At 59.3% G+C, this 25487-nt stretch carries 22 protein-coding genes and 1 pseudogene; 9 read left to right on the forward strand and 14 right to left on the reverse strand.

Annotation, left to right across the window (positions count from 1 at the left end):
* Window positions 1-18: 18 nt before the first annotated feature.
* Both speB and GSQ93_RS20545 read left to right on the forward strand, forming a co-directional pair.
* Window positions 19-969: an agmatinase gene (speB, locus tag GSQ93_RS20540; protein ID WP_158937466.1), complete on the forward strand. Its 951-nt coding sequence runs from the start codon at window positions 19-21 to the stop codon at window positions 967-969.
* Window positions 970-1054: 85 nt separating this feature from the next.
* On the forward strand, window positions 1055-2521 hold the full coding sequence (locus GSQ93_RS20545) for an aldehyde dehydrogenase family protein (protein WP_158937467.1): 1467 nt from the start codon (window positions 1055-1057) through the stop codon (window positions 2519-2521).
* Window positions 2522-2674: 153 nt separating this feature from the next.
* Here GSQ93_RS20545 and GSQ93_RS38740 read toward each other — a convergent pair whose 3' ends face one another.
* Complete coding sequence (locus GSQ93_RS38740) at window positions 2675-3694, reverse strand: YCF48-related protein (RefSeq protein ID WP_158937468.1); 1020 nt, start codon at window positions 3692-3694, stop codon at window positions 2675-2677.
* A 16-nt stretch (window positions 3695-3710) separates the two neighbouring features.
* Window positions 3711-5105: pseudogene (locus GSQ93_RS20555) on the reverse strand (RND family transporter); the annotation flags it as partial.
* Window positions 5106-5455: 350 nt separating this feature from the next.
* On the opposite strand from GSQ93_RS20555, the gene GSQ93_RS20560 reads away from it, so the two are divergent.
* Window positions 5456-6514: an SDR family oxidoreductase gene (locus tag GSQ93_RS20560; protein ID WP_158937470.1), complete on the forward strand. Its 1059-nt coding sequence runs from the start codon at window positions 5456-5458 to the stop codon at window positions 6512-6514.
* A gap of 16 nt (window positions 6515-6530) precedes the next feature.
* Here the strand turns inward: GSQ93_RS20560 and GSQ93_RS20565 are convergent, their stop codons facing one another.
* Both GSQ93_RS20565 and GSQ93_RS20570 read right to left on the reverse strand, forming a co-directional pair.
* Window positions 6531-7394: an SDR family NAD(P)-dependent oxidoreductase gene (locus GSQ93_RS20565; RefSeq protein WP_158937471.1), complete on the reverse strand. Its 864-nt coding sequence runs from the start codon at window positions 7392-7394 to the stop codon at window positions 6531-6533.
* A 75-nt stretch (window positions 7395-7469) separates the two neighbouring features.
* Window positions 7470-8579 (reverse strand): MFS transporter, encoded by a 1110-nt coding sequence (locus tag GSQ93_RS20570; RefSeq protein ID WP_158937472.1) that lies wholly within the window; start codon window positions 8577-8579, stop codon window positions 7470-7472.
* Window positions 8580-9353: 774 nt separating this feature from the next.
* On the opposite strand from GSQ93_RS20570, the gene GSQ93_RS20575 reads away from it, so the two are divergent.
* The 3 genes from GSQ93_RS20575 to GSQ93_RS20585 all read left to right on the forward strand — a co-directional run bounded on the left by GSQ93_RS20575 (window position 9354) and on the right by GSQ93_RS20585 (window position 11686).
* The gene (locus GSQ93_RS20575) at window positions 9354-10232 is read left to right on the forward strand and encodes a manganese catalase family protein (protein ID WP_158937473.1); all 879 of its coding nucleotides are present in this window, start codon (window positions 9354-9356) and stop codon (window positions 10230-10232) included.
* 237 nt (window positions 10233-10469) lie between these two features.
* The gene (locus GSQ93_RS20580) at window positions 10470-11018 is read left to right on the forward strand and encodes a hemerythrin domain-containing protein (RefSeq protein ID WP_254073962.1); all 549 of its coding nucleotides are present in this window, start codon (window positions 10470-10472) and stop codon (window positions 11016-11018) included.
* Window positions 11015-11686, forward strand: a complete 672-nt coding sequence (locus tag GSQ93_RS20585; protein ID WP_158937475.1) for an HAD family hydrolase — start codon at window positions 11015-11017, stop codon at window positions 11684-11686. The genes GSQ93_RS20580 and GSQ93_RS20585 overlap by 4 nt, the downstream gene beginning before the upstream one ends.
* 161 nt (window positions 11687-11847) lie before the next feature.
* On the opposite strand, the gene GSQ93_RS20590 is transcribed toward GSQ93_RS20585, so the two are convergent.
* From GSQ93_RS20590 to GSQ93_RS20605, 4 genes are all read right to left on the reverse strand, one after another.
* Entirely contained in the window at window positions 11848-13017 is a 1170-nt protein-coding gene (locus tag GSQ93_RS20590) for a zinc-dependent alcohol dehydrogenase (protein ID WP_158937476.1), read from the reverse strand.
* A gap of 336 nt (window positions 13018-13353) precedes the next feature.
* Window positions 13354-13740, reverse strand: coding sequence for a hypothetical protein (locus tag GSQ93_RS20595; RefSeq protein ID WP_158937477.1), 387 nt, complete (start codon window positions 13738-13740; stop codon window positions 13354-13356).
* Window positions 13741-13829: 89 nt separating this feature from the next.
* Complete coding sequence (locus GSQ93_RS20600; RefSeq protein WP_158937478.1) at window positions 13830-14237, reverse strand: Hsp20/alpha crystallin family protein; 408 nt, start codon at window positions 14235-14237, stop codon at window positions 13830-13832.
* A gap of 31 nt (window positions 14238-14268) precedes the next feature.
* Window positions 14269-14703 carry an Hsp20/alpha crystallin family protein gene (locus GSQ93_RS20605; protein ID WP_158937479.1) on the reverse strand — a complete coding sequence of 145 codons (435 nt, stop codon included), beginning with the start codon at window positions 14701-14703 and terminating at the stop codon, window positions 14269-14271.
* A 302-nt stretch (window positions 14704-15005) separates the two neighbouring features.
* On the opposite strand from GSQ93_RS20605, the gene GSQ93_RS20610 reads away from it, so the two are divergent.
* The gene (locus GSQ93_RS20610) at window positions 15006-15500 is read left to right on the forward strand and encodes a ferritin-like domain-containing protein (protein WP_158937480.1); all 495 of its coding nucleotides are present in this window, start codon (window positions 15006-15008) and stop codon (window positions 15498-15500) included.
* 119 nt (window positions 15501-15619) lie between these two features.
* On the forward strand, window positions 15620-16144 hold the full coding sequence (locus GSQ93_RS20615) for a UTRA domain-containing protein (RefSeq protein ID WP_301952074.1): 525 nt from the start codon (window positions 15620-15622) through the stop codon (window positions 16142-16144).
* Window positions 16145-16230: 86 nt separating this feature from the next.
* Here GSQ93_RS20615 and GSQ93_RS20620 read toward each other — a convergent pair whose 3' ends face one another.
* Genes GSQ93_RS20620 through GSQ93_RS20645 form a run of 6 tightly spaced genes read right to left on the reverse strand, consistent with a single transcriptional unit; the run spans window position 16231 to window position 23249 of the window.
* A complete protein-coding gene (locus GSQ93_RS20620; protein ID WP_158937481.1) occupies window positions 16231-17574 on the reverse strand; it encodes an acetyl/propionyl/methylcrotonyl-CoA carboxylase subunit alpha in 1344 nt (447 codons plus the stop codon).
* Between the two features lie 49 nt (window positions 17575-17623).
* Complete coding sequence (locus GSQ93_RS20625) at window positions 17624-19192, reverse strand: acyl-CoA carboxylase subunit beta (RefSeq protein WP_158937482.1); 1569 nt, start codon at window positions 19190-19192, stop codon at window positions 17624-17626.
* Window positions 19193-19241: 49 nt separating this feature from the next.
* On the reverse strand, window positions 19242-19466 hold the full coding sequence (locus tag GSQ93_RS20630; protein ID WP_158937483.1) for a biotin/lipoyl-binding carrier protein: 225 nt from the start codon (window positions 19464-19466) through the stop codon (window positions 19242-19244).
* Between the two features lie 36 nt (window positions 19467-19502).
* Window positions 19503-21095: an acyl-CoA carboxylase subunit beta gene (locus tag GSQ93_RS20635; protein ID WP_254073964.1), complete on the reverse strand. Its 1593-nt coding sequence runs from the start codon at window positions 21093-21095 to the stop codon at window positions 19503-19505.
* Window positions 21096-21120: 25 nt separating this feature from the next.
* Window positions 21121-22383 (reverse strand): CaiB/BaiF CoA-transferase family protein, encoded by a 1263-nt coding sequence (locus GSQ93_RS20640; protein ID WP_158937484.1) that lies wholly within the window; start codon window positions 22381-22383, stop codon window positions 21121-21123.
* A 53-nt stretch (window positions 22384-22436) separates the two neighbouring features.
* Entirely contained in the window at window positions 22437-23249 is an 813-nt protein-coding gene (locus GSQ93_RS20645; RefSeq protein ID WP_158937485.1) for a GntR family transcriptional regulator, read from the reverse strand.
* 254 nt (window positions 23250-23503) lie between these two features.
* Between GSQ93_RS20645 and GSQ93_RS20650 the strand changes: the two genes are divergently transcribed.
* Window positions 23504-24760: an MFS transporter gene (locus GSQ93_RS20650; RefSeq protein ID WP_158937486.1), complete on the forward strand. Its 1257-nt coding sequence runs from the start codon at window positions 23504-23506 to the stop codon at window positions 24758-24760.
* Window positions 24761-25487 lie beyond the last annotated feature (727 nt).

Below are 25487 nucleotides of genomic sequence, written 5' to 3' on the forward strand. Positions count from 1 at the left end.
GAGTACGGTTTGAACACTATGACACGCGAATTCAACCAGCCCATGGGCGGCAACGCGATGCCGCGTTTCGCCGGCATCGCAACCATGATGCGACTCCCTCATGCACCGACGGCAAACGGATTGGACGTCTGCTTTGTCGGTGTACCCCTGGATATTGGAACGTCAAACCGCGCCGGCGCTCGCTTCGGTCCCCGTCAGATCCGCAGCGAGTCCGTGTTGCTTCGACCCTACAACATGGCAACCCGGGCAGCTCCGTTTGACTCGCTGCAAGTCGCAGATATCGGCGACGTGGCGACGAACCCATACGATTTGAAGGACTCAGTCCGTCTTATCGAGGAAGCTTACGACGGCATCATCGCCAACGGATGTAGGCCGATCACACTTGGCGGCGACCACACGATTGCTTGGCCGATCCTGAGAGCGCTACATAAACGATATGGAAAGGTTGCGGTAGTTCACGTGGACGCACATGCCGACGTCAACGACACGATGTCCGGAGAAAAGATTGCTCACGGAACACCATTCCGTCGTGCAGTAGAGGATGACCTTCTTCAATGCGACAAGGTGACCCAAATCGGTTTGCGTGGCACCGGCTATCACGCAGACGACTTCGACTGGTGTCGAGAACAGGGATTCACGGTCGTTACGGCAGAGGAGTGCTGGAATCGCTCACTCAGCCCGCTTATGGAGCAGGTCCGCCAACGTGTCGGAGACACGCCTGTGTATCTGAGCTTCGACATCGATGGTCTCGACCCCTCCTTCGCGCCCGGCACAGGCACGCCTGAAGTGGGCGGACTATCTGTGCAGCAAGGGTTGGAAATCATTCGCGGAATGAAAGGCCTCAACGTCGTGGGTGCTGACCTCGTTGAGGTCTCGCCGCCCTATGACCAAAGTGGAACGACCGCTCTGGTTGGCGCTAACCTCGCTTACGAGATGCTCTGCGTGATGCCCGGCGTGACGTATCGGTAATCCGCCATTTCGTCAGGACGCGACAACAGGTCCGCTCATCGACGAGTATGACGCGGGATTCGATACCACTATAAGGACTTCTTCAATGTGGTACTCATCTTCAGATATCAAGTCCATTGCAGCCGCGCGTATCGACGGCCGCGCTGCCGTCTCAGGCGAGGCGCCTCCGACCACGCCGGTGTTAAGCGCCTCAACAGGCGAGGTCCTCGCATGGCAACACACAGCCAGCCAAGCGCTGATCAACGACGCAGTCGTGTCAGCCACCGTCGCGTTTCGCGCGTGGCGCAAGACGTCCCCCGCAGAGCGCGGTGCAATCCTGCGCAGCATTGCCGACCTCGTGAACGGCCGCCGCGAAGAGCTTGCAAGGTTGCAGATGTTGGTTAGCGGTAAGCCGCGCTTGGAAGCTGTGGCGGACGTCAATGATGTCATCGCTACCTTTGCCTATTACGCTGACCTGTGTTTCGCCGGCTCACTCTTTACCGAAGTGTCCGTCGCAATCCCCGAAGACGCCATCCACGCGGCGAGCTCATATGACGCCATCGGCGTGGCGGCGCTCATCATACCGTGGAATTTTCCAATGGTGACAACCGCTTGGAAAGTTGCACCAGCGCTGGCTGCGGGCTGCACGGTCGTCCTTAAACCGTCCGAACTGACGTCTCTCGCGGAGGACGCCCTGATCGACGTTTTTGATGAGGCAGGCGTTCCGCCCGGGGTAGTAAACGTCGTAAATGGCGGGGCCAACGTCGGCGCAGCGCTCGTGGCCCACCCCGATGTCGCAAAGATCTCATTTACCGGAAGCAGCATTGTCGGCAAAAAAGTGCTCCTTGCTTCGGCGGAACGCATGACGCGCTTGACCCTTGAACTGGGTGGCAAATCATCACTTATTGTTTGTGAAGATGCTGATCTTGAAGATGCTGTGGCGCTTGCGGTTGCGGGGGCTTTCACCAATGCAGGCCAGATGTGCTCGGCTACCTCGCGTATCCTGGTTCATTCGTCGCTTTATGACGACTTCATGGCTCGATTTGAAGCGGTTGTTAAATCGATGGTCGTTGGGCCTCCAAGCAATCCCAAAAGCCAAATGGGGCCATTGGTCTCAGCCGCGCAGCTATCGCGCGTTGCAAACGCAGTTGCCGACGGACTTCAGGATGGCGCTCGATTGGCGTTTTCAGGAACGATAGATGATCAGGTGCGTGAAGGATTTTTTCTCGCCCCCCAGGTGATCGCGGACCCCGACATAGACAACGTGCTTTGGCGCGACGAAATCTTTGGTCCCGTTGCTTGTGTGAAACCTTTCCAATCGGACGAAGAAGCCATCGGTCTTGCCAATGACACGCAATATGGGCTTGTGGCAACCGTGGTCACACGTGACGCCGCCCGTGCCGAACACATGCGAGCCGAACTCCGGGTCGGGCTAGTATGGATTAACACTCCTCAGCTTATCTTCCCACAGACAAGCTGGGGTGGGATGGGACAGAGCGGTATCGGGCGCGAACTTGGAATAGCTGGCTTGCGAAGCTATCAGGAGCTCCGGCACGTGGTCCGTCCTCGGTAGCACTGCGCCCGCACAGAGTCGCGTTGTTTCTGTCCGGCAACATAGGGCGTATTGGGGGACCAGCAGCCAAAGACGTAGACGCGACGATACTGAGAAAAATAACAAAGGGTGCGTTCGCTAACTGCGAAACCACCCTTTGTTTTGACAATAGTTTCACTCTGCCTTTAACGGACCTCCGGTGGAGAAAAGGAGCGGCCCCCCTTCACCGAGCGGAGCCACCGCAGTTATCGTGGCGCGGTCCGCACGCTGGGATCCGCTAAAGCTGACGCCATTGTCCCGGCTGACAAGTTGCACACCGTCTAAAGCAACCGCAGTGACTGATGCATCAGGATTTTGGGCGATTCCGGTAATGGAGTCCTTAAATTGCGTCTGAACTGCCGTCCATGTCTCGCCTCCGTCCGAGCTGCGAAATATTCCTCCGCGCAATCCCCCGACAAGCACCACGTTATCTTTCAGTACGATCGCAGACCAAAGCGAGCCTTTGAAGCCAGTATCGGAATAGGACCAACTGACGCCGCCATCCTTCGACTCGACCACGAGCCCGCGTTCTGCCGCGATATATAGCGATCCCTGTGCCCTGCCCGTCATTGCATAGAGACTACCGTCGGCCTTGGTAGCCCCCGCGGGCACCGGAAGTTTAACTTCAGTCCACGTCCGTCCCGCATCCGTCGTGTGCAGCATCAGAGACCAGAGCCCTACGGCCCAGCCCTCCGTCTGTGATCTAAAGTACACGGAGAATAGCGGCCGGTCCACGCTCACGTCGCTTCGTTGGACCGTCCAATGCTCACCCGAATCCTCAGTATGGAGGACGACCCCCCAGTGTCCCGCGGCCCATCCCACCCTGTCATTTGCGAAATACACGGAAGTCAACGTCGCACGTGTTGGAACGAAGGCTGCCTGGCGAAAGGTCTTGCCGTCGTCATCGGACAGCAAGACAGCCCCGCGTTCTCCCACTGAGACTATCCGGCCTCCGGCACGCACCGCACCCAGAATGGCGGATGTTTGCGCTGACTCAAGTCGCTCGGCAGGCAGACGCGGATCGAGCCTCGGTACGTGTACATCGGATGCTGGCCCAGGGGCGGCCACCACACGGGTCTCACTGAGTGAAACAGCCAACATTGCAAAGACGCTGATTCGCGCAATCCGGCGGAATTGAGACGGAAAGTAGTTCATCGTTATCAACCTTGATTTAGTGGGTGAAAGCGCTGGACGCCCTCATCGCCTTCTTGCGCGGCCAAACTCGTTCCAGAACGACGACCAGCGCTGGCAACACCGTCATAGCCATGACGAGATTCACGATAAACATGAAAGCAAGCAGTTTGCCCATGTCAGCCTGAAACTTGAGCGACGAAAATGACCACGTCGCGACGCCTATTGCGAGCGTGATCGCGGTGAAAATGGTGGCCACGCCAACTTCGAGTATCGAATGCGTAACCGCACTCTCTGTGGATTCTCCATCTGCCAGGTGATGTGACAGCCGGTTATAGATGTAAAAAGCGTAGTCCACCCCAATACCCGTCGCGAGAACCATGACCGGCAGCGTCGCAACCGTCAGTCCAATTTCAAATTCCTTCATGAACCAGTAGCCAATATATGTCCCCAGGGTCAAAGGCAGGCAGCACGCGAGCACGGCCCGGAGATCCCGATACACAACGAACACCAGAATTACAATCGCCCCATAGACGTTGAGCAGCATTGGTAATTCGCTATGCTCGACTTCATCGTTCACCGCCGCAAGGATGCCGGCGTTGCCGGCCGCAAGCCGGATTCTGAGGCCAGGGGTAACGTGGCTACTTTCGAAGTCCTTGACCGCCGCAATCACACCATTGATGGTCGTGGCTTTGTGATCGGCCAAGAAGACGTGAACAGCGCTCATACTGCAATCGTTGTTGACGTATCCGCGTACCCGAGCTATCTCGGCGGTCAACGCACCATAGTTGACAGGATCAATGGGGATCACGCTCATTTTTGGATTGCCCTCGTTGTAGCCCGAGTTGTACGCGCGTAGCATCGACGAATACGAGGTGATTGAGACCACACCGGGCACTCCCCGGAGGCGGTTGACAAGTGTGTCGTCAAACACGCCTACTGCGGGGTTGCTGCACGAATCCGGAGGCGCCTCGATCACAACGGATAGCCAGTCCAAACCGATGTCAAAACCACTCGCAATCGAGACCGCGTCCAGATTGAAGCGCGAATCAGCCCTGAGTTCTGGCGCTCCCGCTTGCAAGGTCCCAATAACGCGCCCCTGACTTCCATGCACCGCAGCGACGAACACGGCAGCAGCGACAAGAACCACGACGATCGCGCTCCAGGGACGAGCGAGCTTGGCGAGCGGCCGAAGCAGATTGGCCCGCTTGTTGCGGTTGCGGAGAACCTTTTGCGCGTAGCTCGGCGGGAATCTGCACCATGACGCAGCCAGGGGAAGCATGATGAGGTTAGTGACGATTTTGTAGCCGACACCAATCGACGCCGTGATTGCCAGTTCTCTGATCATCGGAATCGGAATGAGCGTCAACGTAATGAACGAAACGAGTGCTGTCAGGAGCGCAAGAATTCCCGGAGTCAAAAGGCCCGTGAAGCTCATCCACGTCTTGGAGACGTGCGGAAGAGGTCACTACATCATATGCCGTGATCCAGCATTACCCTTTTTTTGAACGGTTGCTTCTTCGTGCTGGTTGAATCAGCAGCTCCCACCTATTTGACCTTCGCAGCCGCGGCAAAGAGGCTTCGCAGGCTGCCATGTGGTCTGCGACATGCGTCGCGCGGGTCTAACGGGTTATGCTGCTGCTTCGATGCTTCTTGGCTGGTGCACGACCTTGCCGCGACACGAGAAATCGAAGGCAACGCGCGCTCGCGACCCGCGAACGACCCGGCTACCTCTTATCGATTCTCAGTCGTACGCAGTCAACCTCAACCGGCGGGAACAGTTGAATGTCACAAGAACCCGAAGCCTCGATCGATCCTGCCAACGCGGCCACTTCAGCGAGGGAACGCCGAGGAACCGTCGTGGTAATCACAGGCGGCTCATCCGGGATCGGGCGCTGCACCGCGGGTCTCTTCGCTCGGCACGGATGGCGCGTCGGTTTGATCGCCCGCGGGAAGGCGGGACTGCAGGCCGCATGCAAAGATGTGGAGCGTCACGGCGCCCTTGTCGCGATGGCGCAGGCAGACGTCACGGATCCGGTCGCACTGGAAGCGGCTGCGACCGCTATCGAAGAAGCCCTGGGTGCAATCGACGTCTGGGTGAATTGCGCCGGCAACGGCACCTATGGACGGTTTCTCGATACCCCCGCCGAGGAGTTCCGGCGCGTAACCGACGTCACCTATCTCGGTACGGCGAACGGGACGAGGGTCGCGTTGCAACGCATGTTGCCGCGCGATCACGGCAGGATCGTCAACGTCTGCTCGGCAGTCGCCTTTCATGGCATGCCGCTGCTGTCTTCGTACTCGGGTGCCAAGCACGCGATTCGCGGCTTCGACCAGTCCATACAGGCCGAACTGTCGCAGGAAGGAAGCAGGGTGTTCCTCACCACCGTCTTCCCGCCTGCCGTCAACACGCCGTTCTTCGATCACGCCGTGTCTCACATGGGACGCATGGGACGGCCGATGTGCCCCGTCTATCAACCCGAGATCATTGCGGAGGCGATCCACCTGGCTGCGATCACCCGGCGTCGCGAGATGTCGGTGACGTTCACCACGGTGCTGTTTTCCATCTGCTCACGACTTATGCCGGGCCTAGTCAGCCGCGCAATCCGCAGGCTGGGTTATTCGGCCCAGTTGGCCGGCCACGCGGAGTCGTGGGCGCGGCACCGCCCGACACTGTTCGCTGCCTCCGACCAAGCCTCTCCGGTCAGGGGCGCGTTCGACTCGCAGGCACGCTCGACGAGCACACACGTAAGCGTCTTGCGCATGCTTGCCCGGCTGACCGGCAAGGCGGGGCGCAAGCCGAAGGGCGTCTCCGTGCGGGCGGCGGAAGACAGCTCGATCTAACAGCACACGGCCCGCATTACCTTAGGCCGCCTTCGAGTCCCTGTAAGGCAAGCTTGCGCGTCGCTGCGTCCACCTTGGCGACGAGAACCGGATCGAGCGCACGCCGGTTCGGGCGCACCGCCGCGCGATCCTTCACATAGGCACCCGTGATGTTGGCCCACTCAGGCGCGAGAGCAGCGTCCAGGGGCGCGTCAGCGCCCTGCTCTTCGGTGCGCATGAATGGCGCCATGAGTCGCCATGCGATGCCAATCAGCCCGCTTTCCCGGATCAGGCCCGTGGCGACCGCGCCGGGATGTACGACATGAGCGACCACCCCAGAGCCTCGCAGGCGTTGCGCCAGCGCGAAGGTTGACATCATGATCGCGAGCTTCGACTGGCTATAGGCACGCACCATGCCCCAGCCCTGCACGAGTTCGAGGTTATCGGGATCGATGCTTGCGCGGTCCGAGGTCGAGGAGCCCACGTTGATCACACGTGATGGCGCTCCTGAGCACAACGCGGCTTCGAGTTCATGGGTAAGGACATAGGGAGCAAGATGATTCACTGCCAGCATGCGCTCGTGGCCTTCGGCCGTGACCTGCCGACGCGCGGTGAACATGCCCGCATTGTTGACGAGCAGCGCGACGCGTGGATGTCTTGCCGCTATCTCCTGCCCGACGCGCTGCGTCGCAGCCAGCGAACTCAGATCGGCCAGCTTCACTTCGATGCTGGAACCCGGCACGCGCTGCCCAATCCACGCGGCGGCGGCGTCCCCTCGCGCGGCGTCGCGGGCGATCATGACCACGTGATGCCCGGCACGGGCGAGCCCCAGCGCGATCCAGCGACCGATGCCGCCGGTGGCGCCGGTCACGACGGCGACTTGTTGCTCGCTTTCATTCATGTGGACTTGACCTTTTTGGAACTGAGTAAATGGCGTTGGCACGGTCCTTTCTCTTTGTCGTCGTTGCAGTGGGGATCATAGCTCGACACGATCGGCGAGTAGGGTTACCAACGATTTCCGTGCGGTAATTGACGGTCCGCTCTTGGGCGAACAGAGTCCGATGACAACCGGCACAGGGCGGCCCAGAGCATAGAGCGCACTAGCGAATCCCCCGGCGAAAAAGACAGCCAGGACGGGCACGAAAGGATGCTCCGACCGCCCGACGAGTGACGCGACAACGAGCGCGAGGAAAAGGCCGGCGGCGCCGGTCGCCAGCCAAAACATGGGCCGCTCGCGCGGAGTCCGGGCAGCGATCACCAGACCGGCGACGAGCGATCCTGCGGGTTCGGCGGACGCCAGCACCCCCACCATCGCTGACGACACCTTAAAAACCTGCAAACCAATAGGCGTGACGAGCGCACCATAGCTGTAACCGAAGAGGTTGGTGATGACCGTGATCCCGAGGAGCGCCGCAAGGGTTTTACTGGCGCGGGCAAAAGCAACGGCATCCCGAAGATCTGTCAGGGCGCGCCGGATCGGAAGCTGCCGGTTCTTGTTCTGAAAATAGGGAACCCGCGAGACGACAGCAGCAGCGCCTAAGCTACAGAGAGCGGACATCAGAAATGCGCGTGGCAGCCCCAAGCTTTGGTAGGCAACCCCGCCCAGTATCGGCCCAGCGCATCGCGTCGCATAGTTCGTCATGCTGTCCACCGCAACCGCGCGCGGCCTCGCCTCATCACCTGCGCATTCTGCAATCATTCTCCGTCGCGCCGGCATTTCCGTCGCGTAGACAAGTCCACTAATGAGAGCGGCGACGCCCACATACCAGGGGCGGAGTACGCCGCACAGGCCAAGCGCACCTACCGAAGCGGAACTGGCTGATGTTAGGAACAAGCCACCGACTACGATCCGCTTGCGATTGACTGCCTCCGACAAAACTCCAATGAATGCGCCCGTCAACAGCAGCGGAAAACTTCGCGCAGCAGAGACGATCGCAACGGCGAGCCCGGAGCCGGTCGCCTGAAAAGTGAAAAGGCCAGCGGCCAGCACCTCAAGCCAAAGCATCGCGTTTGCGATACCGCCGGCGATCCAGAGCTCCTTAAAGCCAGACGCCGAGAAGAGCGATTCAGTCACTGTTCGGTTCATATTATTTTCTCAATGCCCGTTTGCGCCGCAGACCGCTGCTTATGGCCTCGTTGCCCACGCAAACCGCTGAGTTCTTCGCCGCTGAATTGAAAATTCGGCTATCCAGCATGTCATTTTTCCCAATCGAAATTCGAATGGCCTACTACTGCCGTGGCTGCGGAAGGCCGAATCTTTCCGGCTTCCGCTTGTCTCTCTTAACTTTATCGACGGCATCCGGGATACCTTGGCCCAAGGAGAGCAACGCAACAATTGAAACGTTCCTCATCGGTCAGGATTCCTCGATAGATATTTTTTCGGGCTACGCCAATTCGAGTCGACCTTTGCCATTTTTGTTTCGCAGTTCCTGTCGGTGTTCAATCCTCTTCTGTCTTCGGTCAAAGTCTACTTACCCCTTCATTTTCGCGTTCCGAATTTCGGCTTATTTGACCGACAGCTAGATCCTCCGCCCTCAGATTTTTCCGCAATGCCTTGACGTTGACTCTATATGGCTTTCACCTGCAATGGGGCCCCCTACACATTCGAATGCGCAATTTTGAGTAAAAAGCCCCTTCGAGGCCACGGTGGTACGTCGATTGCATAGAACACTCCGCATCCCCTTTCTTAATCACTGCAACCTTCGCCAGGGCAGCAAGCCTTGAGAATCGAGCGCCCAGCACTGGGTGCGCTGCGCGGTCTAACGCGGCGCCGCTCGACCCAATGATTCGCACCTCTGTTTTGCGCGTTTTTGGCATGCGTATGGCGAAATGTTTCATTCAACCTAGACTGGAGATATAAATGTTCGTACACAATAAGCGCCTGCAATACACCGTCCGCGTAGCGGCCCCTAACCCGGGCTTGGCGAACCTCCTCCTCGAGCAATTCGGTGGCCCCCAAGGCGAGCTAGCGGCCGCATGCCGGTACTTCACTCAAGCGGTTAGCGAAGATGATCCGGGTCGCAAAGACATGTTGTTTGATATCGCTACCGAAGAGTTGAGCCATCTGGAAATCATCGGCTGCATCGTTGCAATGCTGAACAAGGGCGCGAAGGGTCAGCTTGCCGAAGCCGTTGAGTCCGAGGCCGAGTTGTATCGGTCGCTCACTGGAGGAGGCAACGACTCGCACACGACGGCCCTGCTTTATGGCGGTGGACCTGCCTTGACTAATTCAGCCGGCGTGCCCTGGACCGCGGCTTATATCGACACGATTGGAGAACCCACGGCCGATCTGCGCTCCAACATTGCGGCGGAAGCTCGTGCAAAAATTGTCTACGAGCGCCTGATCAACGTCACTGACGATCCGGGCATTCAGGATGCGTTGGGCTTTTTGATGACGCGCGAAATCGCCCATCAGAAGTCGTTCGAGAAAGCGCTGCATTCGATCCAGCCGAACTTCCCCCAGGGCAAGCTTCCGGGCATGCCCGAGTTCACGAGCGTCTACTTCAATATGTCGAAGGGCGATGACATCCGTGGCCCGTGGAACGAAGGCGGCGACTGGAAGTTCGTTGACGACCCGCAACCGGCTGTCGACGGCGGTGACGGGCTTGCAACGGTTGGCGTAACGGAGGCTGACGTCGACGTCCTTCAGGCAATGGCAACCCGTACGGCTTCAGACGCCAACGCTGATCCAACAACCGGCGCGGATCTCGGCGCAGGTCAAGCGACTACAGCGAAATAAGGTCGATTGGATAGCAGCGTCATGATATCTCGCTTAAAAGGATGGCCCGCTTCGCGGGCCGTCCTACCGAGGTACGAAGCCTTCCAACGAGGTTGGACTTCCGCGCGTGACCATTGCTTACCAAAGACACTAGAGGCCGACTGTCGGTCTCGCATACGTGCACGCAACGCTTTTTAACTGAGCAGTCGACACACCATGGATTTCGAATCGTTCGGAGCGTCCCCTCGCATTACCACGATGATCAAGCTCGATCACACCCACGTATTGGCAGCTTTTCATCGATATCGGACAGACGCGCCTCACTGGCGCAAGGCAGCAATCGTCAACACTATCTGTGCCGCCCTCGAGATCCATGCACAGCTGGAGGAGGAGGTCTTCTACCCCGCACTTCGCGCTGCCAACCCGACCGCGATCGCGCTCGATAAAAGCGTCCCAGAACATAATGCAATGCGTGAGAGCATTGCGAAGCTTCGTGAGATGAATCCAGACGCAACTGCATACGACGACACGCTCATGGAGTTGATGCGTGAAGTTCTTCATCACGTAGCTGATGAGGAAACGATCTTGCTGCCAATGGCCGAGGTAAGCCTGGCGCGCGACCTTCGGCGCTTGGGCGCCAGGATGAACACTCGCCGCGCCCACCTTGTTGCCAGCCGTCCGGCCGAACTCGCGATTAATAGCGCTGGAGCGTTTCCCGTTCTTACAGCGTCGCTGGTAGGCGCTGCGGCACTGGCGGTGTTGTCGGCTCTGCGCCCCCGAACGCGCGCACCGCGTGATCTCCAATGAAGTCGGCTTTCATATTTGATCTCGACGGCACGCTCATCGATAGCGTCTACCAACACGTGATCGCGTGGAGCGAAGCGCTGGATAGCGAAGGGCTGAGCCTGCCCGTCTCCAGAATCCACCGCAAGATCGGCATGAGCAGTGAGCTTTTCACGAAGCAGCTTCTGCGAGAGGTCGGTGGTCATATCGATACGGATCGCGTCAAGCGAATCAAGAACAGGCAGGGAGAGGCGTTCGACCGGGTGAATGGCCAGATTCAGCCCCTTCCTGGGGCGCGTGAACTTCTTGCGGCATTGACCGAAGCCGACATACCGTGGGCCATCGCCACCAGCGGCAGTCCCGAGGCGACAGCCACCAACCTGGAAAAGCTGAACCTAGACGCGTCGAAAACATTGGTGCTCACGGGTGACGAGGTCGAGCACGGCAAGCCCGAGCCGGATCTGTTTCTGAAAGCCGCCGAGCGTTTGGGCCTTCCGATCGAGCGCGCGTACATCGTTGGCGACAGCATATGGGACCTGCTCGGCGCTCGTCGATGCCATGCATTGGGAATAGGACTGACATCGGGTGGTGTCGGGGAAGCGGAACTCCGGGAAGCGGGTGCGATCCGCGTGTACAGAGATCCCGCCGACCTGCTGGACCATCTGGATGAGTTGGCGACGCATCCGGATTAACGGGGCAGCTAAAGCAGTTCGCAGAGAGCAAGGGTTTGGGCAACAGCGTACATATGGGGGGTGATTTGGGGCGTTTTTTTAGCGCCCCGCTTTTTTTGTTAAGAATCAGATCGGCCAGTGGACCGCGGCAGTGAATCACTGGCCTGTGTCTTGTGTCTCCGCTAGGGTTTGAGGACGACCTTGATGCAGCCGTCTACTTTGTCGCGGAATGTCTTGTACATACCCGGGCCGTCTTCCAGGGGGACCGTGTGCGTAATCACAAACGATGGATCGATCTGGCCCTCCTGGATTCGATGCAGTAAGTCGTCTGTCCATCGGTTCACATGCGTCTGGCCCATTTTCCATGTGAGCCCTTTGTTCATTGAGGCGCCAAACGGAATCTTGTCAATCAAGCCGCCATAGACACCCGGCACCGACAGGATGCCCGCAGGACGGCACACGTAAATCATTTCTCTCAGTACGTGCGGGCGGTCGCTTTCCAGCATGACGGCCTGTTTGACGCGGTCATACATGGCATCAACCGATCGAGTGGCATGTGATTCCATGCCCACCGCATCAATACATTTCTCCGGCCCCTTACCATTGGTCAATTCCTTCAACCGGTCAAGCACGCTTTCCTCATCAAAGTTAATCGTGATGGCGCCCCCCTCCTTTGCCATCGCCAGCCGCTCTGGCACCCGGTCGATTACCACAACCTGCTTCGCCCCAAGGAGCACGGCGCTGCGAATCGCCATCTGGCCAACAGGCCCCGCGCCCCATATCGCAACAGTGTCGTCAGGCTGAATATCGCAGTTGACCGCCGCCTGCCAGCCAGTCGGAAAAATGTCCCCTAAAAACAGGACCTGCTCGTCAGTCAGACCATCCGGGATTTTCACGTGGGTCGTGTCGGCCATTGGTACGCGAACGTATTCGGCTTGTCCGCCGGCATATCCGCCGGTCAAATGGGAATACCCAAAAAGCCCGGCAGTCGCGTGGCCGAAGACTTTGTCAGCCTTCTCCTTATTGCGGTTGCTTCGCTCGCAGACGGAGAAGTTTCCGCGCTTGCACTGGTCGCAATCACCGCAAAATATCGTGAAGGGTATGACGACCCGGTCGCCTACATGAAGCACTTTGTTATCCTTACCTACCTCGACTACTTCTCCCATGAATTCATGGCCCATGATGTCGCCACTTTCCATAGTCGGCATAAAGCCATCGAACAGATGCAGGTCGGAGCCACAAATCGCGCAGGTCGAAACCTTGATGATTGCGTCGCGCCCTTCCTCTATGGTGGGATCCGGAACCGTGTCGCACCGGATATCGTGCTTGCCATGCCAGCGAAGCGCTCTCATTTGTAGCTCCTGAATAACGATGTGCCGAGGCTCGTGAGGAAAGGGCCCGAAGAATCGCTCGACATGATCTATTCAGCAACCACTATTCCAACTACGTCGTAACCGAGTGTTTATCGACATATTCATCGCCATGATCGAACGCCGCTGTGATTTCCGACAATCGCGTTCCTGTCGATCGAAACACCGTATCGTTGAACCGGTCGAACCGATGTTTCAAGGCGTGTACGGCACGAATCAATCGGCAGGACTCAGGTCACTGAGTACGCACCGCTCCGAGGGTCGTCTACGCGTTCACGCCTCGTGACGTCACAGTCAAGACATGGCTTCCAGCCAAGGTCACTGGATCGGCGGAACTGAACCCATCTTTTGAGAAAGCAGCCGTTCGTAGACGCCAAAGTGCAGGTCGACTTCCCTCTGCTCGACGGCATCAACCGTAATCGTGACCTGTTCGGGCAGCAAGCCCAGTACGGTAGCCATGGCTACTTCCAACTGAGCCACGCAACGCCGGTCATCGGGCATTGTGGTTCCCACGAAAACGTCATAGGCCTTGTCCTGGTCGCGATAGACCACTTCAACAAGTCTTGCTCGAGCACTCATGTTGTTCTCGATGGCCAGACGTGCGACGTCGGCCACCGTATGGAGGGTCTCGGTGGGAAAGCCGCGAGTCGCACGCAAGCGGACCCGGTGTTTGCCCAAGGTTTTCCAGTCGGTTTCAAATTCCATAGCAGGCTCCGGTTATCTGGTCTGTCGATGCGGCACCCGCAATCAGTGTCCACGATCGGTGTCCACCATTCGCGGGCGCCTCCAGGCACTTAGTCAACGCTCACTTCAATCCGGCGCGGCCGTGCTTCTTCGCGGCGCGGAATGCTGAGCTTAAGCACGCCGTCGCTGAGATTCGCATCGATCTTCGATATATCGAAGTCAGCGCTTAACGAGAACGCCCGGGCAAAGCGCGGCTCACGAATCTCCGCGTGATGCAGGCGCAACCCGTCCGGCGTGTCGATCGACGCCTGGGCTTCAATGAACAGATTGCCATCCTGTACGTGGACGTTCAACCGGTCCCGCGATACGCCCGGCAGGTCGGCCCACAACGTGATGCCATGCGCGTCCTCGTGAATATCGACGGCTGGAACAATCGCGGGACCCTTTTGCGCCTGGGTGTCTCCATTGCGCGCAACAGTGCCGGTATTGCGTTCGGCGAGCTGGGTCTGAGTGTGCATGATGCTCTCCTCGAATGATGTGAAATGTGGGTCATTGGATTGCGATAGTGCGCGGGCGCGACGTCTCGCGCTTGCCGATACTGATCGTGAGGCAACCGTTGGCGTAGCGCGCCTTGACGTTGTCCGGGTCGGCATCGCGCGGTAACTCGATTGCGCGACGGAAGGCGCCGACAAAGCGTTCTTGCGCATAAGAACGTCCCTCCGATTCGGATTGCACACGCGTACGTTCGCCACTGATGGTCAGCAACCCCTTGTCGACGGTCAGCTCCAGTTTGGCCGGATCGATCCCTGGTGCAAACGCGACAATCTCCACGGACTCGTCCGTGCTCCCGAGGTTAATTTGCGGAAAGCTGCTTAGCCGCGACGCGCGGATGCTTGATGGCAGGCCGGTGAACAACGACGACATCTGGCGCTGAAAACGGTCGAACTCATCGAACAGGCTGTTATTGAAAAGAAGGTCACTCATGGCTGCTATCTCCCATATTGCGGCAGGAGACGAACCGGCATACGCGCTCCAGTCCGCCTGCCCAAGCCTCGGACAAACCAATCGAAACACGCAGCGCGAACACCGCGACTGCTTACGGAATCGAAAATAGGAGATCGTGGAAAAATTTCAAGAGATTCGACCAAAAATTTTTAATCTTCGTATCCAGACAGCATCCACCATTCAGTTGGATCAACCGGTTCTCTGTCTGGTACGCAGTTTGCATTTCGACCCTAGCGCGAGGCGCAGACCTGTTCAACCTTCAATTTACCAAGGAGTTACCCATGGCCGCTAAGACAATGCAAGACCTGTTTATCCACGCTCTTTCCGATGTGTATAGCGCAGAGAAGCAACTGACAAAGGCGCTGCCCAAGCTGGCTCGTGCCTCGACGAATCCCGAGCTGGCCGCAGCCTTCAAGACCCACCTGGAGGAAACGCATGGTCAGATCGAGCGAATTGACCAAGTCGTCGAGGAGTGTGGCATCAAGCTCAAGCGTATCAAGTGTGTTGCGATGGAGGGACTGGTTGAGGAAGGACAGGAGCAGATCGAGGAAATCGAAGCGGGTCCGGTTCTCGACGCCGCCCTGATCGGCGCAGCGCAAAAGGTCGAGCACTATGAAATCGCGACCTATGGCACGCTTGCAGCGCTAGCGAAGCAGCTCGGATATAAGGAAGCCGTCAAACTGCTGCTCGAGACACTTCAAGAGGAAAAAGCCACGGACGAAAAGCTTTCGTTGCTGGCAGAAAGTAAAGTGGCGGAAGAAGCTGCAGCCAAGTGATGGGCCGCCGAGGCGTTTTTACACCTTAAATAGTTAGGGGCGCTTGAACACGGCGCCCCGTCGAACTGTGCGTTGAGAACATTCTGATCAGGCATCAGGGCTTGGGGACTTTCGTCTCCATGCATCAGCGCGACCGCCATTTTTTTCGGTTTTTTCGCATTGTCCGGCGAGATGGAGAGAAGGCGTACCCCGTTGTCACGCTAATTGAATTCCGCAAAGCGCGCGCTTCGCGCGAAGCCGCAGCGGTGCTCGGCATCGAAGCCGGCGCACGCGTGTTTCAGTTTATCAACGGCCTTGCACTGCACGGTTCGACTGTTCTCGTCGAACACATCACGCTTCCGGAGGCCCACTTTCCGGGGCTGACCGAGGCGAAGTTGCGCAATCGCTCGAATACGCTCTACAACTTTTACCAAGACGTATTTGCAATCAACGTGGTTGAGACGGACGAGCGCGTAACCGTTGCGCGAGCGAACAAAATGGAAAGCGATCAACTGTCCCTCGACCTCGGCACACCGCTACTGGAAATCCGGCGGATCGCCTACTCGTATCATCGTTGTGCGGTCGAGCTTCGCGTATCCCGTTTAAATACTGAAAATTACGAATACGTGGGCGCACGCCCAGGGCGCGAGGAGCAGGAAGGGTAATGGCATTGGGTAACGCCCGCTTTTCCTCGCGAATAAAGCATTGGACGTTTAGATGCATCATTTGGGTCGGTCATGGGCTCCTCAGCTTATGCTCGCGTCAGCGCAGCACCGAGTTGCGTGTGCACGTCGCCGGCCTGAAAGGCGTCGCTGCGCAACACGTCGACCGAAAATGGAATATTGGTCTTTACGCCGACCACCTCGAAGTCCGCGAGCGCGTCGAGCATCCGCGCGATGGCCTGCTCCCGAGTCGCCTCATGCACGATGACTTTGGCGAGCATCGGGTCATAGAACGGTGTCACGCGGTTGCCTTCGGCGTAGCCCGTCTCAACACGCACGCCGCGCGCCGTGGGCGGCCTGAATACATTCAGTGGCCCTGGCGACGGGAAAAAACGTCGTGGATCCTCGGCATAGACACGCACTTCAATCGCGTGCCCTGAAGCCTCGATTGAAGCGGGTAATACTGCGTCGAGCCGCATGCCTGCTGCGAGACGGATCTGCGCCTGCACAAGGTCGATGCCAGTGATCGCCTCGGTCACCGCGTGTTCGACTTGCAAACGTGTATTCATCTCAAGGAAACTGAGCGAGCCATCCTGGCCATACAGCATCTCCGCCGTGCCGATCACGTCGTAGCCGAGTTCGCTGAGGATGCGCGCAATACGCGTACCGGTTTCTTCGATCAACGCTCGCGGCAGATGCGGCGCGGGCGATTCCTCGATGACCTTCTGATGACGGCGCTGGATCGAGCAGTCGCGCTCGAACAGATGTCTGACCTGGCCGTATTTGTCGGCCAGCAACTGAAATTCGATGTGGCGCGGGCGCTCGATCAGCCGCTCCACATACACGTCGGCGTTGCCGAAGCTGCGCTGCGACATCGACCGTGCGCGCTCCAGCGCATCGATCACCTGCGCTTCGTCGCGGGCCGGCAGCATGCCGATGCCGCCACCGCCCGCGACTGGCTTGACGAGCACCGGAAAGCCGACGTTTCGAACTGCCGCGAGTTGCTGGTCAGGCGTGCCGGCCAGCACGCCGCTGCTTGGGTTCAGGGGCATGCCCAGGCTCGCCATCAACGCGCGCGCTTCGGTCTTGCGGCCCATTGCGCGCAACCAACGCGCGTCGGGCCCGATGAAGGTGACGCCGAGCGCGCTCACGGCGGTTGCGAAGTCAGGGTTCTCCGACAGGAAACCGTAGCCCGGATGCACGGCATCTGCACCGCTCTGGCGGATCGCCGCGCTCAGCGCGTCGACGTTGAGATAGCTCGCTGCCGGCGCGGCCTCGCCAATGCAGATCGCCTCGTCGGCCTGCACGACATAGGGCAGATCGCGATCCGCCTCGGAATACACGACAACCGAGGCGATCTTCATCTGCCGCAGCGCGCGCACGACACGCGCGGCGATCGCCCCCCTGTTGGCAATCAGGACCTTGTTGAACATGGCTGTCTCATCGGCCAAGGACGAGCCGGCTTCGTACACGGGTCATCATTCACGGCCGAACGCCCGCACGCAGTTTTGGTCCGACGTCGGCTTTCATGCGCCCTTGCACCGCGTCGATGAAACGGCACAGATAACGCCGTGTCTGTCTCGGGTCGATCACGTCCTCGACGCCGAATGCTTCGGCGGTGCGAAAGGGTGAAGCCAGCGCACGCAACTCCTCTTCGAGTTCTCGCTGCCGCAGCAGCGGATCTGCCGCGCCTTGAATCTCGCGTTTGAATGCCGCCGCGACGCCGCCTTCGACCGGCAACGACCCCCACTCCGCTGACGGCCACGCGAGCTTGAGATCGAGTCCGTTCTTATCGGTCGTGCCCATGCCGGCCATGCCGTAGCACTTGCGGATCACAACGGTCAGCATCGGCACAGTGGCCTGCAGACCGACATACACGGCACGCATGCCTTCGCGCAGCGTCGCCGCGGCCTCGGCCTGGGTGCCCACCATGAAGCCCGGCACATCGACGAGAAACACCAGCGGCACATGAAACGTATCGCACAGCTCGATGAAATGAACCTGCTTGCGTGCGGCCTTCACTTCCATCGCGCCGCCCGCGACCATCGGATTGTTTGCGACGATGCCAACCACCTTGCCGTTCAGACGCGCGAAACCGGTAATCAGCGCCTTGCCGAAGCTCGGCTGGATTTCGAATAGCGAATCACGATCGACCACCATGCCGATCAGCTTACGCATGTTGTAGGGCTTGCGGCGATCGCGCGGTACGATGCTGAGCAAGGCTTCATCGGCGCGATCGGGCGGGTCGTCGCTAGGCAGCGCGGGCGGCAGTTCGTACACGTTCTGCGGCAGATAGCTGAGAAAGCGGCGAATCAGCGCGAAGCAGTCGACCTCGCTATCGGCGGCGTTGTCGATCGTGCCGGCGATATCGACCGCCATGTGCGCGCCGCCTAGTTCTTCCTTGCTCACTTTCTGACCGAGAGATCGTTCGACCACGGGCGGCCCAGCGGCGAACACCTGGCTCGTGTCCCTGATCATGATTGACCAGTGGGACAGAATCGCGCGTCCAGCCGGGCCGCCCGCGGCGGTGCCGAGCACCGCGCTGATCACCGGCACCACGCCGAGCAGCTGCACCGAACGTTCGAACCCGTGCACACCCGGGAATACCGTGTGGCCCTTTCTTTTCGCGGTGTTCACCGTACCGCCCGCGCCGTCGATCAGATTGATCAGCGGGATACGATAGTTGTAGGCTAGATCTTCGACAAAACCGCCCTGCCCCCCCTTCCTCCGGTCACCGCCCCAACTCGTTCCGCCGCGCACGGTAAAGTCCTCGCCGCCGATCGCGACCGGCCGGCCGTCAAGGTTCGCGAGACCGCAGACGTAGGGCGCGGGAACCACTTTCTGAACCGTGCCGTTCTCATAGACTCCGTTCCCCGCGAGCTTGCCGATTTCCTCGAACGAGCCGACGTCAACGAGCCGTTCCACGCGTTCGCGGATCGTCAGCCGTCCCTGTGCGTGCTGACGGTCGATTGCGTCAGCGCCACCCAGTTCGTCGGCCCATCGGTGCCGCAACGCAATTTCATCTGCTTCTGCCTGCCAGTGCTCGTCCATGTTCTCGTGCTCCGTTGCTAGGCATTCCCCGTTATGTCCAAAGGACGGGCTACGACAATTCAAGCCGCAGGACCGTGTCGCCTTCAGCGACCGACTGGCCTTCGGCGACGAGAATCTCCGTTACAGTGCCCGCGTCCTCGGCGATAAGCGGGATCTCCATTTTCATCGATTCGAAGATGATCAGCACTTCGCCCTCGGCCACCGCATCGCCTGGGGCTTTCAGCACCTTCCAGACCGATCCCGTGACTTCCGCCTTCATCTCGTACGTGCTCATTCGGGTTCCTCATTATGATTTTCGATACCGCTGCGCCTAGAACGTGGACGGCCAGGTATGCATCAGATGCGCGCCAACGCCATTGGTCAAACGCAAACGATGCACGTCGAGCATACGGATCAGGTAGTCGCGCGTGTCTTGCGGCAGGATCACATGTTGAATGCCGTAGTTGCCGGCAATGTCGTATGCACTGCTGTCCTTGTCCATCTGCTGAAGCACGTCGTCGAAGGCGTCGTCGCCGGGCTTGAGGCCGTGCACGATCTGCGCCGCGTAATGCGGGTTCATGAAACTGATCTCGGCGCTCGGCCACGCGGCCACTTCATCGGAATTGCGGCCGCCGCCCATGTTCAGATAGGCCTGACCGTAGCTCTTGCGCAAAATGATCGACAGCTTCGGTACGGTCACGAGCGCCAGCGCACTCATGAAATTCATGATTTTGCCGGGGGCGCGCTTGCGTTCCGCGTCGAGGCCGATGATGAAGCCCGGCGTGTCGACAAACATCACGAGCGGGATGTTGAATGAATCGCACAGCACGATGAAGCGGGTGATCTTCTCGCACGCGTCGGTGTCGAGCGCGCCGCCTTTATGCAGCGGATTATTCGCGATAATGCCAACCGACCGCCCGTTTAACCGGGCCAGCGCCGTGACCGCAGACTTGCCGAAACGCGCTTTCAGTTCGAACAGACTGTCGCGATCGACTACCGCCTGCAAAATGTCGCGCATGTCGTAGACTTGCGTGCGCTGCTCGGGCAACAGCGCGCCGATATCGCGCGTCGTTGTACCGGAGCCGGCTGGCACTGCGTGTACCGGTGGCGCTTCGTTGCAATGGCTCGGCAGGTAATCGAGGAACGTGCGAATCGCGTCGAGTGCTTCGTCGTCGGTATCCACCACGCGGTCAACCAGCCCGGTGATCTGCGCATGCAGCCGCCAGCCGCCGAGCTCTTCCGGATCGATGGCTTCCTTTACCGCGAGCGATACCAACTGCGGGCTGGACACCGCGAGAATCGCGCCCTTGCGCATGACGCTGAAGTCGGAAAGCGCCGTGTACCACGTCGACGATCCATAGCAGAAGCCAAGCACCGCAGCGGCCCACGGTGTTTCGCGGGTGCGCTGGTATTGCGTCGGGTCTGCTCCGAGCATGCTGCCCATGCCACGCGCGCCCATCGTATCGGGCATCCGCGCCCCTGACGATTCGCCCAGGAAAATCAAAGGCAAACCGCGCTGCGTCGCAACGCGCTTCATCTGCGCAATCTTCTTGCCGTTGGTCGCGCTACTCGATGCGCCCATCACCGTGAAGTCGTTCGACACCACCGCAACCTCGCGGCCATTGATCCGTGCATAGCCGACAATCTTGCCGTCCGCCGGCGTGCGGCTGCGGTCGGCTTCCGAGACGGACGACGTCGCGAACAATCCGGACTCGATGAAACTGTTCTCATCGACGAGCCGCTCGATTCGTTCCCGTGCATTCAGCACGGCCTGCCCGCGCCGCTTGTCGAGCTTCGCCGGACCGCCCATGGCAAGCGCTACCGCTTGCCGGCGCGCAAACTCGGTTTGTAAGTCGCTTTCCTGCGTCGGTGTCGATTTGCTTCCCGATGAAGCGGCGTCTTGACGGGGATCGGATGACTTCACGGCGTGGCCTTAAGTGGCAAGACTTTTAGAGCGAAGCGGAACTCGCGGGCGTGACGCTCCTGGCGATGTGAATCACGCCGCTTGCATCGAGACTCGCCAGTTCCTCGTCCGACACATCGGCGAGTTCCTGCAATACTCGCCGCGTGTCGCGGCCGACCGCGCCGCCGCTGAGCCGCAACTGGCCGGGCGTATCGCTCAGCTTCGGCACGACGCCCGCCATGGTCACGGTGCCGAGTTGATCGTCGGCGACCGGCACGAGCATGTCGCGCGACTTGAAGTGAGCATCGGCAAAGACATCTTTCATCGTGTAGATGCGCGTGGCAGGCACGTCCGCCTCATGCAGGAAATCTTCGAGTCGGGCCAGCGGATGCATGACGGCCCAGTTGCCGATCAGATCGTCGAGCGCCTCGTGATGTTCCGAACGGGCGAGACCGCTGCTGAAACGTGGATCGTCGGCGAGGGCCGGCTGCCTCATCGCCTGTGTAAGCCTTTTGAAGACTGCATCGCCCATCGCAGTAATGTGGATGAATTCGCCTTCGGCGGATGCATACAGATTGTTCGGTGTACTGTCCGGCAGCCGCGAACCGGTTCGACCGGCAACGACTCCCAGCTTTTCGAAAGCGGGAATATGCGGCTCCATGAAGCTGAACGCGCATTCGTACAGCGCCGCGTCCACGCATTGGCCAACGCCCGTGCGCCCGCGAGCGAGCAATGCCATTACCGCGCCAAAGGCCGCGTACAGGCCGGTGCAATAGTCGGTCAACGACACCGCCGTGCGCGCTGGCGGCCGGTCCGGGTCGCCGGTGATGTGCCGCAAACCGCTGACCGCTTCACCGATCACGCCATAGCCTGCGCGTTCGCGGTAGGGTCCGGTCTGGCCGAATCCGCTGATGCGTACCATGACGAGGCCGGGGTTCACTGCAGACAGTTCGTCGTAGCCGAGGCCCCATTTCTCGAGGCCGCCGGGCCGAAAGTTTTCAACGAGACAATCGCAGCGCGCGGCAAGCCGCTTGACGAGCGACTGCCCGGCCGGCGTACGCAGATCGATCGACACGAGTTCGCGATTGCGCAGCAAACTCGCCGCGTACAGCGACTTCCCCTTGTACTGCTTGCCCATCGTGCGCAGCGCGTCACCCTCGGGAGGCTCGATCTTGATCACCTCGGCGCCGAAATCGGCGAGCAGCCTGCCGCAAAACGGTCCGGCGATCGTCGAACCGAGTTCGAGCACACGCAAACCGACAAGCGGCCCTTGCCGCAATGGCCCACCTTCGTTTTGCGTCTCCGACATCTGTCACTCCCCGGCGCCGCACGACGGCCGCGCCTGTGCGTCATACAGACTATTCAGACGATGAAGTTCTTGTACCGCTTGATGAATTCACGCGCGCTTTTCATGTTCTCGCGACGGCAGCGCTCGGCTTCCTGCGCGTCCCCACGGCGCATTGCGTCGAGCACCGCGCGGTGCTCCTTGAGTCCCTGCTCGGCGCGTCCCGGCAAGATGATCACGCGTCGGATCACCGCCTGCGTCTTTTCATAGATGCCGTCGATCATTGCGCTGAGCACGGGGTTGCCCGCGGCACCGAGAATACGCTGGCGGAACAGAGAATAGCCTGTGAGAAATGCTTCGTAGTTACAACTATCGACGTAAGTCTGCATTGGCCCAGCGAACAACTCGACCAGATCTTGCCAGTCGGCAGGAGCGGTTTTCTCTGTCGCGAGGCGCACGAGCAGACCTTCGAGCACTTCGCGCACCTCGTAAAACTCGAAGATCTGCGAGACGTCGAACTTGACCACAATCGCGCCGCGATTCGGAATGCGCTCGACAAGACCGCGCTGCTCCAGCATGGCCAGCACGTCGCGCACTTTTGCGCGAGGAATGGCGTGTTCGTCGGCGAGTTCCTGCTCGCGCAGCCGGCTGCCCGGCGCAATCTGATGCGACACAATCTGGTCGCGCAGCATCTGAAAGACGTCTTCGCTCTTGACGGGCTTTGCCGGCTTTGCAGCCTTTGCCGCCTTCGTTACTTGCCCGACGGGCTTCACGGATCTCAACGTCGGCTTAGCCACCGCTTGCTCGCCGCCCTTCGCCGCCTTACCGGTTTTCGGAACCGCAGACCCCTGTGGGCTGCTACCCCGCCTGGTGGTGCTATCCCGTTTCATGTGCTGTCCGTATCCACGTGTTGCAACCGATGGTAGTAACTTGATATCAGGTTGTCAACAATATTGTCTGAATCGAATAAGCGCTGTTTTGCAGAGGTTTTAAAGTTTATTTTCGAGAATTTTTTGCCGATCAAACAAAATTGTTGACATTATTGAAGACGTTTCCTAGTCTGCTTTTACGCACCTTGCGGCTTTGCCCGCGGGGCGTGTATTCGTCGGCCCATCAGCAGGACAGAATCGGGGAGACAGGAGACATGGCAGCTTCGGACTACAGTGCACAGACGGCCGTTGCGAGCCGAGGCAACCGCTGGACCATCGCCTGGCTGCTCTTCATCATCACGATCATTAACTACGCCGATCGCGGAGTGCTGGGCGTGGTCGCGCCGGTGTTGATCAAAACCTTCAATCTCGACATTCGCCAGTTCGGCATCATCGCGAGCGCGTTCGGCTGGGGTTACGTGGTGATGGTGTTTTTCGGTGGCGGAATCGTCTCGTGGCTGGGCCCCAAGCGTACCTATGTCTGGTTCTCGGTGCTGTGGTCGTGCACCATCTCGCTGGTTGCGGTTGCAACCGGTTTCGCGAGCCTCTTTGCATTGCGGTTGCTGTTCGGCGTCAGCGAAGGCGTGGTGTTTCCGAGCGGCTCGCAGTTGATCGGCAACTGGTTCACGAAAGAAGAACATGGGCGCGCCGCGTCACTGATGGGCGCGGGTATCCCGTTGGGGTCGCTGCTCGTTATTCCCTGCGCGGTGTGGCTCACCGCGAACTACGGCTGGCAGGCGCCATTTCTTCTGCTTGGGGTAGTGGGTATTGCATGGGCCGTATTGTGCAAACTGTTCGTGCACGACACGCCGCAAGCGGCGGCGAATGCGCAGTCCGGTGGCGCCGTAGCGGAGCACGACGCGGCGCCGGTGCCATGGGGACTCGTGCTGCGCAGCCAGACCTTGTGGCTTACCGGGCTCGCGTTTTTCTCATCGGCGTATGTGCTGTATTTCCTGCTCAATTTCCTGCCGACGTGGCTCGTACGCGAACGCCATATCGAGTTCGCGCATGTGTCCTTTCTCGGCATCCTGCCGTGGGTTTCCATGACCGCCGGTGCACTACTGTCCGGGCCGGTATCCGACTTTGTCTACCGGCGCACGCAAAATCTGCGGTGGGCGCGCAGCTACCTGGCGGGCGCGTGTCTCATCCTGACCGGCGCGATCATCAGCCTCACGCTGATCCTGTCCGATACCTACGCGATCGTCGCCTTGATCAGCGTCGCGAGTTTCATCAATTTCATTGCGAACCCCGTGTTCTTCGCCATCCCGATCGACGCCTGCCCGGAACACGGTGGCGCCGCGTCGAGCTTGACTACGGGCATTGGCTCGACGGCAGGTATTGTCGCGCCGCTGTTTACCGGCTTTATCGTCCATGCGACGGGCACGTTTTATATGGCTTTTGCGCTGGTGTCGATCCTTCCTATCGTCTTTGGCGTGCTGCTGATCGTCGCATGCAACCCGGCGAAGTTATGACGAAAAATAATAAGCCCTGGCACGGATCTTTGAAGCCCTCGCCGCTATCGCCCCAGCGCGAAATATTTTTGTCACCGACGACGAGGGGCAATTCCGGCCGTGAAGGGCCTCGGCGATAGCGGGACATGCCACCGGTATTCGCGCACTGGTAACCATTCGTCGATTGACTGTAGCTGTCCGCGCTCGTCCCTAGCAGCCTTTCGCGCATCCCCGAGATAACTTAGCAGCCCTTTTTGTTGCACCCGTACCAGCGGCAGAAACGCTGCAATGATAGCGATTCCAAGCACTTGTGCAGCCATACTCATTTTTAGTCCCCGTCCAGGTTTGAGCTTGCTAGCGGCATTTTTGTACACGCAATCTAACGGAGTGAGCTCGCGCTGAGGCCGTTCGATTCTCGCCAATCTTTGTGAATTGTTTTGAAGGTCTCTTCCTGCCGAACCACGTCCTCTCGAATCTTGAAGTCTTTCCCATCCGTCCGTCTACGTCGGGCAGAGGGGACCCGAAGCGGACAGGCTGGTGAAACCCGCTACAAACTAACTAGAGCATTGTCGATTTTCGATCATCATATTCGTCGTTAGTGAACCCCATTCAAAGGATTTCCCATGAAATACGTCGGCCTGGCCTACTTCTCCCCCGAAAAATTCGCGGCGATGGCGCCAGACGAAATCAAGGAATTGGTGAGCCAGTGCCCGGCATTGGACGAGAAGATGCGCGCTACCGGCAAGGT

The sequence above is a fragment of the Burkholderia sp. S171 genome, from assembly GCF_009766085.1.
Lineage (GTDB): Bacteria > Pseudomonadota > Gammaproteobacteria > Burkholderiales > Burkholderiaceae > Caballeronia.

Coding starts and splice junctions, on each gene's coding strand:
- GSQ93_RS20600 (WP_158937478.1), bottom strand. CDS start 14,237: ATGCACACTCAGACCCAGCTCGCCGAACGCAATACCGGCACTGTTGCG.
- GSQ93_RS20645 (WP_158937485.1), bottom strand. CDS start 23,249: ATGAAACGGGATAGCACCACCAGGCGGGGTAGCAGCCCACAGGGGTCT.
- GSQ93_RS20605 (WP_158937479.1), bottom strand. CDS start 14,703: ATGAGTGACCTTCTTTTCAATAACAGCCTGTTCGATGAGTTCGACCGT.
- GSQ93_RS20590 (WP_158937476.1), bottom strand. CDS start 13,017: ATGAGAGCGCTTCGCTGGCATGGCAAGCACGATATCCGGTGCGACACG.
- GSQ93_RS20570 (WP_158937472.1), bottom strand. CDS start 8,579: ATGAACCGAACAGTGACTGAATCGCTCTTCTCGGCGTCTGGCTTTAAG.
- GSQ93_RS20615 (WP_301952074.1), top strand. CDS start 15,620: ATGCATCAGCGCGACCGCCATTTTTTTCGGTTTTTTCGCATTGTCCGG.
- GSQ93_RS20580 (WP_254073962.1), top strand. CDS start 10,470: ATGATCAAGCTCGATCACACCCACGTATTGGCAGCTTTTCATCGATAT.
- GSQ93_RS20575 (WP_158937473.1), top strand. CDS start 9,354: ATGTTCGTACACAATAAGCGCCTGCAATACACCGTCCGCGTAGCGGCC.
- GSQ93_RS20565 (WP_158937471.1), bottom strand. CDS start 7,394: ATGAATGAAAGCGAGCAACAAGTCGCCGTCGTGACCGGCGCCACCGGC.
- GSQ93_RS20595 (WP_158937477.1), bottom strand. CDS start 13,740: ATGGAATTTGAAACCGACTGGAAAACCTTGGGCAAACACCGGGTCCGC.
- GSQ93_RS20625 (WP_158937482.1), bottom strand. CDS start 19,192: ATGGACGAGCACTGGCAGGCAGAAGCAGATGAAATTGCGTTGCGGCAC.
- GSQ93_RS20620 (WP_158937481.1), bottom strand. CDS start 17,574: ATGTTCAACAAGGTCCTGATTGCCAACAGGGGGGCGATCGCCGCGCGT.
- GSQ93_RS20560 (WP_158937470.1), top strand. CDS start 5,456: ATGTCACAAGAACCCGAAGCCTCGATCGATCCTGCCAACGCGGCCACT.
- GSQ93_RS20650 (WP_158937486.1), top strand. CDS start 23,504: ATGGCAGCTTCGGACTACAGTGCACAGACGGCCGTTGCGAGCCGAGGC.
- GSQ93_RS20630 (WP_158937483.1), bottom strand. CDS start 19,466: ATGAGCACGTACGAGATGAAGGCGGAAGTCACGGGATCGGTCTGGAAG.
- GSQ93_RS20545 (WP_158937467.1), top strand. CDS start 1,055: ATGTGGTACTCATCTTCAGATATCAAGTCCATTGCAGCCGCGCGTATC.
- GSQ93_RS38740 (WP_158937468.1), bottom strand. CDS start 3,694: ATGAACTACTTTCCGTCTCAATTCCGCCGGATTGCGCGAATCAGCGTC.
- GSQ93_RS20585 (WP_158937475.1), top strand. CDS start 11,015: ATGAAGTCGGCTTTCATATTTGATCTCGACGGCACGCTCATCGATAGC.
- GSQ93_RS20610 (WP_158937480.1), top strand. CDS start 15,006: ATGGCCGCTAAGACAATGCAAGACCTGTTTATCCACGCTCTTTCCGAT.
- speB (WP_158937466.1), top strand. CDS start 19: ATGACACGCGAATTCAACCAGCCCATGGGCGGCAACGCGATGCCGCGT.
- GSQ93_RS20640 (WP_158937484.1), bottom strand. CDS start 22,383: ATGTCGGAGACGCAAAACGAAGGTGGGCCATTGCGGCAAGGGCCGCTT.